At 66.4% G+C, this 16,655-nt stretch carries 15 protein-coding genes, 1 tRNA gene and 1 pseudogene; 5 read left to right on the top strand and 12 right to left on the bottom strand.

Features of this window, described 5'->3' with window-relative positions; translation table 11 throughout:
- Window positions 1–8 precede the first annotated feature (8 nt).
- The 10 genes and pseudogenes from C1922_RS14165 to dtd all read right to left on the bottom strand — a co-directional run bounded on the left by C1922_RS14165 (window position 9) and on the right by dtd (window position 9,127).
- Window positions 9–995 carry a glycoside hydrolase family 43 protein gene (locus tag C1922_RS14165; RefSeq protein WP_108750334.1) on the bottom strand — a complete coding sequence of 329 codons (987 nt, stop codon included), beginning with the start codon at window positions 993–995 and terminating at the stop codon, window positions 9–11.
- Between the two features lie 101 nt (window positions 996–1,096).
- Window positions 1,097–1,516, bottom strand: coding sequence for an H-NS histone family protein (locus tag C1922_RS14160; RefSeq protein WP_108750333.1), 420 nt, complete (start codon window positions 1,514–1,516; stop codon window positions 1,097–1,099).
- A gap of 72 nt (window positions 1,517–1,588) precedes the next feature.
- Window positions 1,589–2,038 carry a GNAT family N-acetyltransferase gene (locus tag C1922_RS14155; RefSeq protein WP_108750332.1) on the bottom strand — a complete coding sequence of 150 codons (450 nt, stop codon included), beginning with the start codon at window positions 2,036–2,038 and terminating at the stop codon, window positions 1,589–1,591.
- 217 nt (window positions 2,039–2,255) lie between these two features.
- Window positions 2,256–3,071, bottom strand: coding sequence for a hypothetical protein (locus C1922_RS14150; protein ID WP_108750331.1), 816 nt, complete (start codon window positions 3,069–3,071; stop codon window positions 2,256–2,258).
- Window positions 3,072–3,214: 143 nt separating this feature from the next.
- Window positions 3,215–3,885: pseudogene (locus C1922_RS14145) on the bottom strand (transposase); the annotation flags it as partial.
- A gap of 235 nt (window positions 3,886–4,120) precedes the next feature.
- Window positions 4,121–4,196, bottom strand: a tRNA-Ile gene (locus tag C1922_RS14140).
- A 44-nt stretch (window positions 4,197–4,240) separates the two neighbouring features.
- Entirely contained in the window at window positions 4,241–4,570 is a 330-nt protein-coding gene (locus tag C1922_RS14135) for a hypothetical protein (protein WP_108751610.1), read from the bottom strand.
- Between the two features lie 523 nt (window positions 4,571–5,093).
- A complete protein-coding gene (gene yjjJ, locus C1922_RS14130; RefSeq protein WP_108750330.1) occupies window positions 5,094–6,494 on the bottom strand; it encodes a type II toxin-antitoxin system HipA family toxin YjjJ in 1,401 nt (466 codons plus the stop codon).
- Window positions 6,495–6,740: 246 nt separating this feature from the next.
- Window positions 6,741–8,597, bottom strand: coding sequence for an RNA polymerase sigma factor RpoD (gene rpoD, locus C1922_RS14125; protein WP_108750329.1), 1,857 nt, complete (start codon window positions 8,595–8,597; stop codon window positions 6,741–6,743).
- A gap of 89 nt (window positions 8,598–8,686) precedes the next feature.
- Entirely contained in the window at window positions 8,687–9,127 is a 441-nt protein-coding gene (gene dtd, locus C1922_RS14120) for a D-aminoacyl-tRNA deacylase (RefSeq protein ID WP_108750328.1), read from the bottom strand.
- Window positions 9,128–9,189: 62 nt separating this feature from the next.
- On the opposite strand from dtd, the gene C1922_RS14115 reads away from it, so the two are divergent.
- The 4 genes from C1922_RS14115 to C1922_RS14100 all read left to right on the top strand — a co-directional run bounded on the left by C1922_RS14115 (window position 9,190) and on the right by C1922_RS14100 (window position 13,427).
- The gene (locus C1922_RS14115; protein WP_108750327.1) at window positions 9,190–10,110 is read left to right on the top strand and encodes a lauroyl acyltransferase; all 921 of its coding nucleotides are present in this window, start codon (window positions 9,190–9,192) and stop codon (window positions 10,108–10,110) included.
- Between the two features lie 62 nt (window positions 10,111–10,172).
- The gene (gene ribA / locus C1922_RS14110; RefSeq protein ID WP_108750326.1) at window positions 10,173–11,306 is read left to right on the top strand and encodes a GTP cyclohydrolase II RibA; all 1,134 of its coding nucleotides are present in this window, start codon (window positions 10,173–10,175) and stop codon (window positions 11,304–11,306) included.
- 76 nt (window positions 11,307–11,382) lie between these two features.
- Window positions 11,383–11,889, top strand: coding sequence for a PH domain-containing protein (locus C1922_RS14105; protein ID WP_108750325.1), 507 nt, complete (start codon window positions 11,383–11,385; stop codon window positions 11,887–11,889).
- Window positions 11,886–13,427 (top strand): PH domain-containing protein, encoded by a 1,542-nt coding sequence (locus C1922_RS14100; RefSeq protein WP_108750324.1) that lies wholly within the window; start codon window positions 11,886–11,888, stop codon window positions 13,425–13,427. The genes C1922_RS14105 and C1922_RS14100 overlap by 4 nt, the downstream gene beginning before the upstream one ends.
- Before the next feature lie 138 nt (window positions 13,428–13,565).
- On the opposite strand, the gene C1922_RS14095 is transcribed toward C1922_RS14100, so the two are convergent.
- Window positions 13,566–14,624, bottom strand: a complete 1,059-nt coding sequence (locus C1922_RS14095) for a CDP-glycerol glycerophosphotransferase family protein (RefSeq protein ID WP_108751609.1) — start codon at window positions 14,622–14,624, stop codon at window positions 13,566–13,568.
- On the opposite strand from C1922_RS14095, the gene C1922_RS14090 reads away from it, so the two are divergent.
- Entirely contained in the window at window positions 14,623–15,429 is an 807-nt protein-coding gene (locus C1922_RS14090; protein WP_108750323.1) for a glycosyltransferase family 2 protein, read from the top strand. The two genes, C1922_RS14095 and C1922_RS14090, sit on opposite strands and share 2 nt — an antisense overlap.
- A 21-nt stretch (window positions 15,430–15,450) precedes the next feature.
- Here C1922_RS14090 and C1922_RS14085 read toward each other — a convergent pair whose 3' ends face one another.
- Window positions 15,451–16,626 carry an O-antigen ligase gene (locus tag C1922_RS14085; protein ID WP_108751608.1) on the bottom strand — a complete coding sequence of 392 codons (1,176 nt, stop codon included), beginning with the start codon at window positions 16,624–16,626 and terminating at the stop codon, window positions 15,451–15,453.
- Window positions 16,627–16,655: the final 29 nt, after the last annotated feature.

Here is a 16,655-nt window from a genome sequence, read left to right as displayed (position 1 = left end):
CGCCCGCCTCAGCGCAGCGGATCAGCCGCCACGCCCTCATGGGTGATCTTCACCGGCAGGATGTGGCCCTGCGCATCGAATTGCATGCGCTCGATGGCGGTCACCCGGTGGTCGCGGGCGCTGTCACCGTGGGGGCGACGGTGGTAGACGATGTACCAGCGGTCGGTGCCCGGCACCTGGATCACCGAGTTGTGGCCGGCGCTGGTGGCGATGGCTTCATCCTGCTGCAGGATCTTTCCCACGCGCTTGAACGGCCCGGTCGGTGCATCGGCAATGGCATAGGCCACCGAATAATCCGGGCTGCCCCAGCCGCCTTCGGACCACATGAAGTAATAGCGGCCGCCGCGCTTGAACATCAGCGGGCCCTCCACGTATTCCGGGGCCGGGGTGATTTCCTTGAACACCGTGCCATCGGCCAGCGGCAGCACGCCGGTGAAATCGTCCTTCAGGCGCACGATATTGGCGTGCTTCCAGCCGCCGTAGATCATGTACCAGGCGCCATCGTCATCCTTGAACACGAACTGGTCGATGGGCTGGGCGCCATTGTGGAAGGCGCCCACCAGCGGCTTGCCCAGCAGATCCTTGTAGGGGCCTTCCGGGCGGTCGGCCACGGCCACGCCGATGCCACCCAGCTCGCTATCGTTCTTGATGTCGTTGGCGGCGAAGAAGAAGTAGTACTTGCCCTTGTTCTCCACCACCGACGGCGCCCACATGGCGCGCTTGGCCCAGGGCACCGCCTTGGCGTTCAGGACGTCGGCATGCCTGGTCCAGTGCAGCAGATCGGGCGACGAGAACGCATCGAAGGTGGTCTGCGCTTCGTACACGGCCGAGGTGGTCGGGAAGATCCAGTAGCGGCTGCCGAACACGGCCGCCTCCGGGTCGGCGTACCAGCCCTGCAGGATCGGATTACCCGACGTGGCCGGCGGCGCGGCCTGCGCGCCCGACGCCAGTGCCACCGCCATGCAGGCGGCCATCATCCACTTCCCCAACGCCATGCCGTGCGCTCCCGTGCTGGATAGATGGGAGCATATTAGATCGATCCAGATAAGGAATGCGAAGGCAGCCCCACCCCATTCGCGGGAGTGGGACGCAGGCCTCAGGCTTTCTTGATGACGGTGCGCTTGCCGATGGTGCTGGTCTTGCCCGCGGTCGGCTTGGCCAGACCGGGAATCAGGAAATCGGTGGCCTTGTGGCCCTTGGACACCTTGGCTGCCAGCCAACGCGGCATGCGCCCGCGGCCGGTCCAGGTCAGGCGCTTGTATTCGGGATCGCGATACTTGGGCGCCACCTTGCCGGACTTGCGGCGAGTGGTCTTGCGGGCCGGTGCGGGCGCGGTCTCGGCATCGTCACCGAACAGCTCTTCGATGGTGTAACCGGCTTCGGCGGCAGCGGCCTTCAGCAGACGGCGCACGGCGGCAGCCGGGCGACGGGAGGTGATCAGGGCCTTGCGCTGTTCAGCGGCCGCCACCAGGGCGCCCAGCTCGCGCAGGCTGAGCGATTCGATATCGATAGTCATGGGGGGGAAAGGTCTACTGTGGCGGGGTGGGTGTCAAGCTGGGTTTACAGGACACCCGACGCCCGGCGCGCCCTATGGGTGAATGGCGTAGACGAAGAAGGCGTCGTCACGCTCCCATCCCAGGCCTTCATACAGCTGCTGCGCAGGCAGGTTGCTGCGGCCGGTCTGCAGTTCCAGGCGCCCCGCGCCACGCCGACGAGCCTCGTCGGTTGCGGCGATCATCAGCGCACGGGCCAGGCCCTGGCGACGTGCTGACTGCGCGATATACAGGTCGTACAAAATAAAGCTGCGCCGCGCGCTTACTGAATCGAACAGCGGGTACAGCTGGGTAAAGCCTACGATTCCGTGTTCTTCGGATTCGATTACCAGCACCAGTGAATCGCCGGCCTGCAACCGTGCGCGCATGAAGGTGGTGGCTAGTTCAAGGTCGGCGGGCTGTTCGTAGAACTGCCGGTAGTCGTTGAAGAGCGCAGCGACCTGCGGAAGGTCGGAAGAGGACGCGATGCGGATGGTGGGTGCCATGGGGAGCCTCCTTGCAGAGGCCTGAGCGTGGCGCTGGGGGTGTGAGCGCGGTGTTGAAAGCCGGCTCGCGATGGAGGCGTTGGTGGGCCCACCAGCCACTGCAAGAATTGTCCAAGCCAAAGTTCTTAGAGAAGTATTCAGAAATCACACATCGTAATGACTCGCAAAACGACTCACTTCTCGTCGGGGCTGGGGAGGCAAGAAGTAGTGAACAATTTCACAACTTCGGCGAGATCCCTTCCGACAGACCGGAATCCCACCTTTCTTGGGCGAGCCGCTGCTCACGGATCATGGCAACGGTTTCCTGCGGGATCGCTCCTAAGGAGGTCGCGAAGCCTTGCACGGTCTGGTAGTGCTCCATCGATTCCTTGAAGGACGGGAAGGAATCCGACAGCAGCGAGAAGATTCCAGGGGAAGCCACCAGCTCAATCTCGGATCCTAGTGGCGCCTTGGATCGACTTTGCCGGGTTTCCCAAACCACCACTTTCTGCAGCTCCTCGAGCAATAGTGGCTTCAGGATCAATACGCACTTCAGGATTTGATCGTAGACGTCAGAACAGTATCCCATCGCCGCCTCGGGATTGGGCACTACGGCCTTGTGCACATACTCATTTCGCCGTTCTGTCAACTTTTTCGAAGGTGCGAACGCGGTTCCAGTAAGAATTGCGTACTGGGACATAAATGCCCCTAACTGTCGCTCAGATTGACGAGACATCTCCTTGAACTGAAGCTCGATTAGCTCTTCTTTCAGTCCAGCCTTCAAAAGCATCGCCTTCAACATGCATTCGTAAAAGCGTTCCGTTGCGGCACTGAACGTGGTGCACGCCTCTAGCGTGAATCCCGCAAAGAGCGCCTCGGCGCCCGATGCCATTAGAACTTGGAACTTTGGCCCTTGAATTACGGCATACCGCTCATGGCCATTGCGGCACTTGTAGGTCCCTCCAAGAGTATCGAAGTACTCGACCGTGATAGGCGCGATATCAAAGTCTTCCTTGCCTTGGGAACATGCAGGGCAAGACGAGTGGTATTTCATGGGACGGAGTGCATTTTAGAGTGACTGGGATACATTACTCGTTCATTCCTGTCACTTCTAGCGACAAGTCCTTGGTGATTTTCCACAAGGAAGGCCCACACCCTATGGTCTAAAGCCTCTCATCGTTCTGACGCATAAAATTTCACCCACTTGGTCTCCGGCTCCAGCGCGACGAAATCGCGTCCGAGCAGGTTGACCACGCCCGGTGGCGTCACGGCCTGACTGCCACGCTGCCCTCGGCGTTTGCACCGAGGCCAACCCTTCAGGCCATCGGCCACCATCAGGCGTGCTACCCGGTTCAAGCTGGCAGTCGCCCTCCTCAGCTGGTCCTCGCGCATGCGGCCAGCTCCCAGCGTGCCCCGGCTATGCTCGTAAAGTCACGCGTTCGCAATGCCAAGCGCTCATTGTCGAGCTGTCGGGCGCTGACAGGACGCCTGCTCCAATCGTAATAATCGCTGGCCGAAACCTTCAGGTAACGGCACATCAGACGAATCGGAAACGCGGCAACGTTCGATCACCTGATACCTCAGGACGATCCCTTTACAAAGAACGTCGCCACTTCTCGCAAAAAATTCCGTTCCTTCTTTACCCGCGCCAGTTCGCGCTTGACGCGAGCCAGCTCTTCATCCATCGGTGTCGCGGTGCCGCAGAAGGCGGTGGATTCCGGGCTTTGCGCCTCGCGCTTCCAGCGGGTCAGCAAGGTGTCGCGAATCCCCAGCTCCCGGGAGACTTGGGCACAACTGAAGCCGGGCTGGCTGGCCTACTTATCCGCGCCACGATTGAACTCGGCAGTGAACTTCCTACGCTTTGACATGAACACTTCTCAAGGCTTGGATCGGCATTCTTGTAAGTGTCCGTGAAAACGGGGTAGAACCCCTTCCAACGCCGTAGCGATAGTGCCGATGCGCCAGGGCCAAGACTCACACACTGAGTCCCTTTTCTTCTTGGATGCAAGCGAATCGAGAGAGACCCCAGTGGCATCAAGGTCCTTATGCTTCAGCGCTTATGAGGATTCATTGGACTGATCTGGACGTCCTCAGACGTCCAATTGGTGGGCCCACCAGGATTCGAACCTGGAACCAAGGGATTATGAGTCCCCTGCTCTAACCGTTGAGCTATAGGCCCTGCGCAGCGCCACAGTGTAGTGGAGCCCGCCCTTCCCTCGCTACTCAGTCATCAACCGCCAGCACCTGCGCCACCTGCCGCAGCCGATCTTCAGCCGCCTCTGCGCACACCTGCATCTGCCGCAGATGCGCACGAAACAAGGCCACAGCGCTTCCCGCCCCCGCCAACCCCAATCGGTTCTCCCCACCAAACCCCTCAACCAATCCCGCGCCAGACTGTGTCAGCAAAGCGAACGTCGCTCGTCGGGCAAAGCCCCAGCGATCCTCAAGCTCGTCCCGCATCACGTCATTCCAGTCCAGCAGCGGCGGGAAATCGCACGTCACCTGACCGATACCTAGCCCAGCCCCTTCAACGGGCGTTTCCTTCTTGGCCATCTCCACTCTCCTACGATTCGTCGAACCTGTTCCGCCTCCTGTTGAGAGAGGCGACCGGGCGCTTCAACACGGTCGTAGGGCCGCCCGCAGCTTTCCCCCTTTCGGGGTCTTCTATGGCTGCGCGCCACCCGGCCAGAAACCTTCCAGCTCACCGGGATGGCGAGTGATGCGATTTGACCTTGGACAGCCTGCTGTTTCGGCCTGCCATCCGCCTACGAAGGTGTGTTGAGCACCTGCGGAGGACTGTGGGAAATGAAGCGTAGGCCGCTCAATTGCTGATTGCGACAGGCTCGGGCAACGCGCCCTGCGCCCGAAACAGCCAATGCATTGAGCGGACTGGAAATCCGGCCAATCGGGCGCCACTCGCGTCACGCTCCGCGTGCGCAGCTTCAAACAATCCTCAAGACAGACACGACATTACGCGCCGCTATCGGCGGCCTGGGCTAAGCCGCACAGCGCGCGATCGGCGCAAACGCGACACCAGACCAATCCGCCGGGCATGCCCCGGCGCTACCAGACCGGATCACCCAAACCGCGCGCCCATCGCCCGCACGCGCTCGGCATTCACCGCAGCCAACGCACGCAGCCCGGCCGAGCCCACGCGCCCCTCCCCCGCCACGCGCTCCCAGAACTCCGCCGCCAGCGGCGCTGCCCAGCGCAGGTGTTCCAGCTCGCCGCTGCCACGCGGTGCCACGGCTTCCAGCGGCGCATCCTGCCGCAGCACGCCCAGCCGCGATGGCGCCAACGACATCGGCAGCATGTCGTACGCCGGGGCCAAGGGCAGCGCGCCGCGGTCCACCAAATGGAAGCCGACGTTGCCCTGGTGCATGTCGCTGTTGCCGATCAAGCGCCCGAACGCATGCAGCCGCGCCATGGCCTGCACGGTGCGCGCCGACAGCCAGCCCATCGCCTGCAGTTGCGCACCGGCAGAGGGCCAATCCAGCGTTGCTTCGCCGGTGAACGCGGCCGACAGCGCCAGCAGCGAGACGAAGCCACGCCGCCCCAGCAGATCGGCGGTGCGGTCGAACCGCTCCACTTCCAGGAACGTATGCGTGGGCGTCTGCAGCAGCTCGCTGTGGGCGGCATTCATGCCGGCGCCGCGCAGGGTCTGCAGGGCCAGGTGTTCGCAGACAAGCAGGTCGGCCCAGCGCTGCGCGGCCTCGCTGCCATCGGGCTGGGCAAACTTCACGATCACCGCGCGTCGGCCGCCCGCGCCTTCCACGGTGGCGGTGAACTTGGGCTGCTCGCCACCCGGTGATGAGCCCACGTCTTCGCCGGCCAACGCAGCAAGCGCGCGCTCGGGGTACTGGCGCGTGCGGTCGGCGGTGTCCACGCGGTCCGGGGGGGCGTCCAGTGCAGCCAGGGCTGCCTGCACTGCGTCGCCGCCCAGCAGCAGATCGCCGATTTCGGTGCCACCGCCTTGCACCAGCGCGGTCAGCACGTCATCGCGCTGCCATCGGTTTAGGTCGGTCGGCAGGCCAAGCGCGCGGCCGCGCCCATGGGCGAAGCTGCGGCCCAGGAAGCCTTGCGGACGCAGGTCGTCCAGGTACCAGGGCAGCCCCGGGAAAAACCCGGCCAGGTCGCCCTCGGGCGCACGCAGCAGGTTCGATCGCGAGCGGCTGGCGTCCACATGGAAGGTGTCGCCACTGAGCGCGACCAGCCGGCCCAGCTCTTCCAGCGTGGCGTCTTCGCGCAGCCGGTACAGCGGCCATTCGCTGCCCACGCGCGAGGGTTGCCGCAGCGCGTAAGCAGTCGCGCGGGTCTGGCCCAGCCGCACCACCTGGTCGCCACTAGCGGCAACCAAACGACTCAGGGTCATGCGGTTCACGCCCAGCCGCTCGGCCAGCACCGCCGCCGACAGTGGCTGGCCGGGGGGGAGCTGGGCGATCAGGTCCTGGGGCTGAAGCAGCGGCGGGCGGGCCATGACGGGGGTTGTCGATAGAATAGTGTTACGTATTTAGCGCAAATGTTCAGGCTCCGCAAGCAGCCAACCATTCGCAATCCGTTGTTTTACAAGGAATTAGATGAGAGCCGCGGCAGACATAAACGCGAATAGTGTTACGTAACCAGTACGAATCTCTTTACGAATTCGCCTGGCGCGACTCGGCGCTACCCCAAAAAAAACCCCGCCGAAGCGGGGTTCCTTCAACACATCAGCGCAACCCGGAAATCAGTCGATATCCAGGAAGCTGCGCAGCTGTTCCGAACGGCTCGGGTGGCGCAGCTTGCGCAGGGCCTTCGCTTCGATCTGGCGGATGCGCTCGCGGGTCACGTCGAACTGCTTGCCGACTTCTTCCAGCGTGTGATCGGTGTTCATGTCGATGCCGAAGCGCATGCGCAGCACCTTGGCTTCCCTCGGGGTGAGGCCGGCCAGCACGTCGCGCACGGTTTCAGACAAGTTGATGTTGGTGGTGTTCTCGATCGGGGACTCCACGTTGGTGTCCTCGATGAAGTCGCCCAGATGGGAATCCTCGTCGTCGCCGATCGGGGTTTCCATCGAGATCGGCTCCTTGGCGATCTTCATCACCTTGCGGATCTTGTCTTCCGGCATGTCCATTTCCTTGGCCAGCTCTTCCGGCGTAGCCTCGCGGCCGTACTGCTGGAGCATCTGGCGGGAAATGCGGTTCAACTTGTTGATCGTCTCGATCATGTGCACCGGAATACGGATGGTGCGTGCCTGGTCGGCAATCGAGCGGGTGATCGCCTGGCGGATCCACCAGGTGGCGTAGGTCGAGAACTTGTAACCGCGGCGGTACTCGAACTTGTCCACGGCCTTCATCAGGCCGATGTTGCCTTCCTGGATCAGGTCGAGGAACTGCAGGCCACGGTTGGTGTACTTCTTGGCAATGGAGATGACCAGGCGCAGGTTGGCCTCGACCATTTCCTTCTTGGCCTTGCGCGCCTTGGCTTCGCCGTAGGCCATGGCACGGCTGATTTCCTTCAGCTCTTCCAGGTCCAGCTGGGTCAGCTTCTCGATGTCGATCGTCGCCTGCTGCTCGGCAATGATCTGGTCCTTCACTTCACGCAGGGCCGAGGACCACTTCTGCTTGCGCTTCAGTGCATCTTCCACCCATTCCAGGTTGGTCTGGTTGCCTTCCCAGGAACGGATGAAGTCCTTGCGCGGCATGCGGGCCGTGACGGTGGCCAGGTTCAGCACGCGGCGCTCGTGGCCCTTGATGCTGGCCATGGTGTCGCGCAGCTGCTTGGTCAGCACGTCGGTCAGCGGCAGCGGCAGCTTCAGGGTGACGAACACGGCCGACATTTCTTCGCGCAGGCGCGGCAGGTTCTTCTTGTCGTTCTTGCCGGCGGCCTTCTTGAAGGCGTTGAAGGCATCGCTCAGCGCCTGCATGCGCGCAGCGACTTCTTCCGGGTCCGGACCGGTCGGTGCGGCTTCTTCATCGCCACCGTCGACATCATCGTCCTCGTCCTCGTCGCCATCGGCGTCAGCGTCGTCGCTGTCATCGGTGGCGGCGGCAGCCGGCGGCGCCGGCTCTTCGTCGGCCAGGTCGTTGAAGCCGACGATCACCTCGGCCAGGCGCTTCTTGCCTTCCTTGTGGGCTTCGTAATCGCTCAGCAGCGATTCGACCGACACCGGGAACTGGCCCAGCGCGGCCTGCACCTGCGAAAGGCCTTCCTCGATGCGCTTGGCGATGGCGATTTCGCCTTCGCGGGTCAGCAGCTCGACGGTGCCCATTTCGCGCATGTACATGCGCACCGGGTCGGTGGTGCGGCCACCTTCGGTGTCCAGCGCGCTCAGCGCTGCGGCGGCTTCTTCGGCCGCGGTGTCGTCGACCTCACGGTTGCCCGTGTTGCCGTCGTTCAGAAGCAGGGTTTCCACATCCGGCGCAACTTCATGGACATCAATGCCCATGCCGTTGATCATGCCGATGATGTCTTCGATCTGTTCCGGGTCGACCATGTCGTCCGGCAGATGGTCATTGACTTCGGCGTAGGTCAGGTAGCCCTGTTCCAGGCCCTTGCTGATCAGTTGCTTGATTTCGGATTGGGCAGGACGTTCGTTGGCCATGTAGTGCTCGCGCCACCGGCAGGGAGAAATAGGGAACGTAGCATTATACCAGCCCGGGGCCCGGCCTGCCGGGCGGTGGTCCCGGCGGCCTAGGGCCTGAGGAGGAAGGTCACGGGACCGTCATTGACCAGGCTGACGACCATATGGGCACCAAATCGGCCCGTTTCCACCCCCGGGGCGTGATTTTCACGGCAGATATCGACAAATCGATTGAACCCGCGTTCAGCCTCGTCCGGCGGGGCGGCGCTGGTGAAGCTGGGCCGCATGCCCGAACGGGTGTCCGCGGCCAGGGTGAACTGGCTGACCAGCAACAGGCCGCCGCCGGTATCGCGCAGCGAACGGTTCATGCGCCCGGCCTCATCTGCGAATACACGGTAGCCAAGCAGGCGTTCGGCCATCCGCTGCAGCTGCGCCTCGGTGTCGCCCGGCTCCATGCCCACCAGGGCCAGCAGGCCCGGGCCGATCTGCCCCATCGCTTCGCCCTCTACGTGGACGGCGGCCTGGCTGACGCGCTGGATCAGGACGAGCATGCGGGAGCTTCCATTGAACACGGCCGGCCACGATAGCAGCGCCCTTGGCTAAACTGGGGGCGATGAATCCGCAACGCAAAGCCCGGCTGGTCTACCGCGCCACCACCCTGTTCGCCCGCCTGCCCTGGCCGCTGCTGCGGGGGTTCGCGCACGCCCTGGCCTGGGCGTGGATCCGCCTGGACGCCCGCGAAAGCCGGGTGACCCGCCGCAACCTGGAACTGGCCTACCCGGAACTGGACGCGGCCGCGCGCACCGCCCTGCACCGCCAGGTGCTGCGCTCGACCGCGCTGCAGGCCATCGAAACCCTGCGCCTGTGGAGCCAGAGCCCGGCCGACAACCTGCGGCTGCACCTGAAGGAACGCCACGGCCAGGCTCTGTACGACGCCGCCCTGGCCAGCGGCAAGGGCGTGATCGTGGCCGCCCCGCACTTCGGCAACTGGGAGCTGTTGAACCAGTGGCTGGCCTCGCGCGGGCAGATCGCCATCGTCTACAAGCCACCGGAGGACGAGGCCGGCGATGCCTTCCTGCAGCTGGTGCGCGGCGGCCAGAACGTACAGCAGGTGCGCGCCGAAGGCCCGGCGGTGCGCCAGTTGTTCAAGGTACTGAAGGACGGCGGCGCCACCGGCATCCTGCCCGACCAGCAGCCCAAGGCCGGCGATGGCGTGTTCGTGCCGTTCTTCGGCGTGCAGGCGCTGACCATGACCCTGGTCAACCGGCTGGCCGAGCGTACCGGCGCCACCGTGCTGTACGGCTGGTGCGAACGCATCGGTCCGGACATGGAATTCGCCCTGCACATCGAACCGACCGACCCGGCCGTGGCCGACCCGGACCCGCAGGTGGCCGTGGCCGCGCTCAATGCGGGCATTGAACGCATCGCCCGCCGCGACCCTTCGCAGTACCAGTGGACCTACAAGCGTTACACGCTACGGCCGCCGGGCAGTGGCGAAGACGACCCCTACGCCACCGAAAAACACCCGCACTGACGGCCGGACGCCGGTGATCGCGCTATGTTGAATACGACGCCGGCGCCCCCATAGAGACTGCGATGTCCGCCTCCCCCGGTCCTGCCATGCCTGCTTCTTCCCTGTTCGGCGACCCTGCCGCGATCCGCTGCGAACGCGCGGTGGCCGAACTGCGTGCCGGTCGCCCGGTCCTGCTGCACGACGGCCAGGGCCAGCGCCTGGCGGTGATCGCGCTGGACAGCGCCACCGCCAGCAGCTTTGCCGCCTTCGCCAACGCCGCCCAGCAACGCCATTACCTGTTCCTGACCGCCACCCGTGCCCGCGTGCTGGGCGTGGAGGCCGCGCACGGCGCGCGCCTGCCGCTGGCCGGCATCGCCTTCGATGCGCTGCCGTCGCTGGGCTACCTGCGCGAACCCGGCCCGATGCCCGACGGCTGGAGCGCGGGCGATGCCTTCGACGCCGGCGCGGTCGAACTGGCCCGCCTGGGCCTGCTGCTGCCGGCCATGGTGGCGGTGCGCCTGGCCGCCGAGGACCGCACCTTCGACGGCGCCGCCGAAGTGGCCCTGTGCGATCTGGCCGAAGGCGCTGCCCATGCCGCCCACGATTACGAACTGGTGGCGCGTTCGCCGGTGCCGCTACGCGATGTGGGCATGACCACATTCGCCGTGTTCCGCGGTGGCGTGGCCCAGCGCGACCAGGTGGCGATCATCGTCGGCGAACCCGATCTGTCGGCCGTGGTGCCGGTGCGCGTGCATTCCTCCTGCCTGACCGGCGATCTGTTCGGTTCGCTCAAGTGCGACTGTGGCGACCAGCTGCGGCGCGGCCTGCGCAAGCTGAAGGAACTGGGCGGCGGCGTGCTGCTGTACCTGGACCAGGAAGGCCGCGGCACCGGCATTGCCGCCAAGATGCGCGCCTACGGCTATCAGCACGACGGCCTGGACACCATCGATGCCGATGCGCAGCTGGGCTTCGGTGCCGACGAGCGCCGCTACGGCAGCGCGGTGGCCATGCTGCACGGCCTGGGCATCACCCGCGTGGCCCTGCTCAGCAACAACCCGACCAAGGCGCAGCGCCTGCGCAATGCCGGCATTGAAGTGCTGGACTGCATTCCGGTCACCGGCGAGATCACCGCCGAGAACGAGCAGTACCTGCGCACCAAGGCCGACCGCGCCGGCCACCTGCTGGATGTGGATGCGTTGATCCAGGCCGCCCAGTAACGCGGCCGATTTGCTACCGTCAGCGCGGTGCGGCTGCGGCCGCCACCGCCCGCCCTGCTGCCCGACGGATGCCTGCGTGACCGACCTGCCGATTGCCGACCCTGCGCCGCCCCTGGACCACTGGCAGCCGCTGCCCCCACGTGCGGCAGTGCTGGCCGCATTGGAAGGCGCGTTTGGCGGCGTGTTCATTCCCGGCGCCCCGCTGGCCGCGGCCTGCTGGTTCTTCGACGCCCCCGGTGGCCTGTGGAGTGCCGGTGCGGCCCTGCTGGCCGGCGTGCTGTTCGGCGCATGGATCGGCCACCGCCGCACCCGGCGCACGCGCTGGCGCCTGGACGCACAGGGCCTGGGCCTGCGCCGCGACCTGATGTGGCAGCTGGAAACACGGGTGCCGGTGTCACGCGTGCAGCACCTGGATCTGCGCCGTGGCCCGCTGGAGCGGCGCGCCGGGTTGGCCACGCTGATCGTGCACACCGCCGGTACGCGCATGAGCGCGGTGACCGTGAACGGTCTGGATCAGGCCGATGCAGAACGCCTGCGCGACACCCTGGCCCATCAGCTGGACCAGGACGCCGACGCCCTGTGAGCCAGCCACCGCCCCTGCCTGCCGCGCTGCCCACGGGTGGCCAGGACCAGCGCCTGCACCCCTGGTCGTGGCTGTTCGTGCTGCTGATGCAGCTGCGCCATTACTTCCTGCCGCTGGTGGCGCTGCTGGTGTTCGGCCAGCGCGGCGACCGCGACCCGATGTGGGCGCAGCTGATTCCGCTGGGTGCCATCGTCGCGCTGGTGCTGGTGTCGGTGCTGCAGTACCTCAGCTACCGCTACCAGATCGGCGCTGATGCGATCACCGTGCGCAGCGGCCTGCTCGCGCGCAACCGGCGCGAAATCCCCTTCGCCCGCATCCACAACGTGGAAGTGCGGCAGAACCCGCTGCACCGTCTGTTCGGGGTGGCCGAACTGCGCCTGGAATCGGCCGGCGGCGTACGCCCGGAAGCGGAAATGCGCGTGCTGCGGCTGGACCAGGCGCTGGCGCTGGAACAACTGGTGCGCCAGCGCGGCCAGGCGCCACAGGCCGTGGCCGAGGATCAACCGCAGGCGGTCGCGCCGGACGATGCGCAGGACCACGTGCTGCTGCGCCTGTCCAGCTGGGACGTGCTGCGCATGGGGTTGTTGTCCAACCGCGGCTGGGCGCTGGCGGTGGCCGCCTTCGGTCTGCTGTTCCAGACCGTGCCACGGCCGGTGATGGACGATGCGATCCAGCGCGGTGGCCGCCAGGCCTTCGGCTTCGTCAGCCACCTGCACCCGGGCACCACCGGTGCGTTGCTGCTGGCCGCCAGCGTGTTGCTGCTGGGCTGGCTGGCGCTGCGCGTGCTGTCGGTGGCGCTGACCCTGCTGCGTTACCACGGCTTCACCCTGAGCGAGCGCGAGCGCCGCCTGACCGTGGCCACCGGCCTGCTCAGCCGCACCCGCAGCAGCGTAGCGCGGCGCCGCATCCAGGCCTGGACCCTGCGCGAAAGCACCTTGCACCGCTGGTTCGGGCTGCGCCAGCTGCGCATCGACAGCGCCGCCGGTGGGCCCTCGCGCGACGATGACCGCGCCCTGCGCGAACTGGCGCCGCTGGCGCCGGCGGCAACCTGCGACGGCCTGGTGCAGCACCTGTTGCCGCAGCTGCAGTGGCCACCCCCACAGTGGCAGCCGGTGCGCCAGCGCGGCTGGTGGCGGCTGGCGCTGGGCAGCCTGCTGCTGGTGCCGCTGCTGGCGGCCGCGGCGTACTGGCGCTGGGGCACATTCGGGCTGACCGTACTGGCCTGGTTGCCGGTCGCCCTGCTGGGTGCGCACCGGCAGATGGCGCGCATGGGCTGGTACCTGGACGACCACTTCGTGGCCGTGCGCGGCGGCTGGTGGAAGCGCTGGTGGCGCTGGGCCGAACTGGACAAGGTGCAGGCGCTACGCCTGCGCCGCACGCCGCTGGACAAGCTGCTGGGCACCGCCAGCCTGCAGCTGGATACGGCCGGCGCACACGGCGATGTAGCGCTGACCCTGAACTACCTGCCGCAGGCACAAGCGCAGCAGCTGATGGAACAACTGGCCCACGCCCTGGCCCGGCGCAAGCTGCGCTGGTGACGCCAGGCTGGGCGGGATCGTGGAAACTCGACGGTAGAGTCGACCGTTGGTCGACTATCGCGCGCAGCGCGGGGTTTTCGGGCAATTCATGAAGAGCAGTCGACCAACGGTCGACTCTACCCTGATCGCCCCCCCCCGTCAGCGCTGCGCCGGGCCCCAGTAGCCCAGGTCCTTGCGGATCTGCAGATCGCGCAGCCAGGTGCCGAACGGCTTGCGCCGCAGTGCGCCCATTTCGCCGGCCAGGAAATCCTCGGTGGCGGCGATCACCCGCTCGCTGGAACGCCCATCGCGATAAGGGTGGATGGCATCGGCGTAGCGCACGATCTCCGCCGTCAGCGCCGCATCGGGATGCAGCGCGCGCTGCAGCATGGCCGGCAGCTGCTCGGGCGCATCGAAGTCGATCATGTGCGGCTTCGGCACCCGGTTGCGGAAGGTCACCACCGGCTTGTGCTGCACGATGAACTCCGAAACGATCGACGAGGTGTCCGACACCAGCACGTCGGCGGCACGCTGCGCGGCCATCACCTGCTCCGGCTCGATGAAGCGCGCATTGGCGCCAGCCAGCGCGCGGTACTGCTCGAACAGCTGCGGCGGGCACTTGGGGTGCAGGGTCAGCAGCCAGTAGCGTTCTCCGGCGGCGATGTCGGCTGCGATCTGCGCATGCAGGTGCGGGGCTGCGCTCAGGCGTTCGGTGAATGTCGACCCGAACAGGATGACCGGACGCCTGCCGGCCGGTGCACGCAGCGCGGCACTCTCGCCGCCATCGTCGCGGAACAGCGGGTCCAGCTTCGGCCAGCCAGTCTCGGCCACGGCGAAATGCCCCTGCTGTTCGGCAATCTGCCGGAATGGCGCGGTGGTGGCCGGGCCCTGGGTGCAGTACAGATCGAACATGCCGCGCACCCGGAAGTGGCCGCGCGCACTGTCGCGCTTTTCCACGTTGAAGCCGTGGAACAGCTGCACCTTGGCCCCGGACAGGAAGGTCGGCACCCAGTTGGCCGCGCTGAACACCGCGCGCGGGCGCAGCGCCAGGGCCTGCTTCGGGCCCACCGTGGGCACCCCGGGAAGCTGGCTGCCAGCGGCGCCACCCTCGAACCAGGCACTGACCTGCTGGCCCGAGGCGTGCAACGCCTGCGCCAACGGGGCGAGAATAGGCAGCGCATAGCGCTCCGTCGCAAACAACAGGTACCCGGCCATCATGTCCTCCACGACCGCTCCCATCGAACGGCCTCGCATCTCGGCCTGCATTATCGCGTTCAACGAGGCCGGCCGCATCGGCGACTGCCTGGCCTCGCTGGCCTTCTGCGATGAGATCGTGGTGGTGGACTCGTATTCGACCGATGCCACCGTGGCCATCGCCGAGGCCGCCGGCGCCCGCGTGCTGCAGCGGCCGTTCGATGGCTTCCGCAGCCAGAAGGCCTTCTGCGTGGCGCAGGCGCAGCACGACTGGGTGCTATGCCTGGACGCCGACGAGCGCATCAGCCCGGAACTGCGCACGGCCATCGAAACGGCCCGCGACGGTGGCTTCAGCGGCCACGCCGGCTACCGCTTCGCCCGCCTGTCCGAGTACTTCGGCAAGTTCCTGCGCCATGGCAATGCCTATCCGGACCGCGTGCTGCGCCTGTTCGACCGCCGCCACGGTGGCTGGCGCGGCAAGCGCGAGATCCATGAGGCGGCCAGCGTGGACGGCAGCGTCGGCACCCTGCGCGGCGACCTGATCCACTACCCGTACCGGTCCCTGCAGCAGCAGTTGGCCAAGACCGAAAAGTACGCGCGGATGATGGCCGAGCACGAGTTCGCGCGCGGCAAGCGGGCCACCCTGGGCAAGCTGGTGCTGGCGCCGGCCTGGCGGTTCTGGCGTGGCTTCGTGTTCCGTGGCGGCTTCCGCGATGGCTGGCATGGCCTGGTCTACGCCTACGTGCGCGCCAACTACGTGCGGCAGAAGACCATCATGCTGTGGATGCTGGGCAACGGCCAGGCCGTGGCCGATCCGCCGACCGATTGACCCGCCGGGCGTGGCCCGGCGCTACCGTCCGATGGCCGCCCGGTGCCGCGCGCCTTCCACCATGGAAAGACCGGCCAGCAGGCCGACGATGGTCACGTAGAAGCTGGCCGTCATCTGGTGGGCGAACATCGACTGGGTCAGGCCGCACAGCACATAGGCCACCCCGATCATGATGCCGGCCGCCGCCGGCCCGCGGAACGTGGCGCGGCCACTGCGACGGTGCAGGCGCACGAACACCCACAGCGGCACCCCGTACACCGCCAGCAGCAGCAACAGGCCCGGCAGCCCCTGGGTCGCGGTCCATTCGGCCAGATCGTTGTGCGCATGGCCCAGGTGGCAGCGCAGCTCGCCCGGGTCGGTGCGGCAGACAGGCAGGCGCTGCATGGCGTTGTCGAACTGGCCGATGCCCACCCCGGTGAACGGGTGGTCCTTGAAGGTTTCCCAGGCCACCTGCAGGCGTTCCACGCGGGCGCCGGCCGACGAATCGGCATCGCCCTGCTCCAGCCGCTGCACGTCGCTGTGCAGTTCGGTCAGGCGCAGCTGGTGGCGCAGTTCGGGCACCGACAGCATCAGCGTGGCGCCCAGCGCCAGCATCACCCCCAGCACCGACAAGCGCGCCACACCGGTACGCCAGCGCAGGCTCAGTGCCAGCACCACCAGCAGCGCCAGCAGCGCGGCAAACACCCCGCGGCTGCCGGTCAGCACGATGGTACCGCAGCCGGCCGCCATGCCCACGATCACCAGCGACCAGCGCCGTGATGGGCGGCAGAACACCAGCAGCACCATGAGCATGGCCACGATATCGGCCAGCACGATCGCATTGGTCGACAGCTCGGCGCGGGGCGCGCCCTGCAGCACCTGCACCAGGGCCAGCACGAAGGTGCCCAGCAACCCGGCCAAGGCGCCGCGCCACAGCCAGCGCATGTCCGGCCGCAGTGCACACACCCACAGCACCAGCCAGGGAATGACCAGGAAGCGCGAACGGTTGTCGACATCGCGCAGGCCCTGCTGGAACAGCAGGATGGAGAACACGCCCAGTGCCACCACCGCCAGCATCAGCGCGGTCATCACCTTCAGGGTGGTCGGGTCGATGCGCCGGGCCCGCCACAGCAGTTCCGGCGCCAGCAGGGTACTGACCAGCAGCAGCACGCCGTAGCCCAGCAGGTTGCTGGGCAGGGTGAGCACCAGCGCCGGCATGCAGAACAGGCCGACCTGGGCCAGCCAAT

It is taken from the genome of Stenotrophomonas sp. ZAC14D2_NAIMI4_7 (genome assembly GCF_003086675.1).
GTDB lineage: Bacteria > Pseudomonadota > Gammaproteobacteria > Xanthomonadales > Xanthomonadaceae > Stenotrophomonas.
The sequence above is the reverse complement of the archived record's forward strand: the minus strand, read 5'-3'. Positions and strand labels throughout refer to the sequence as shown.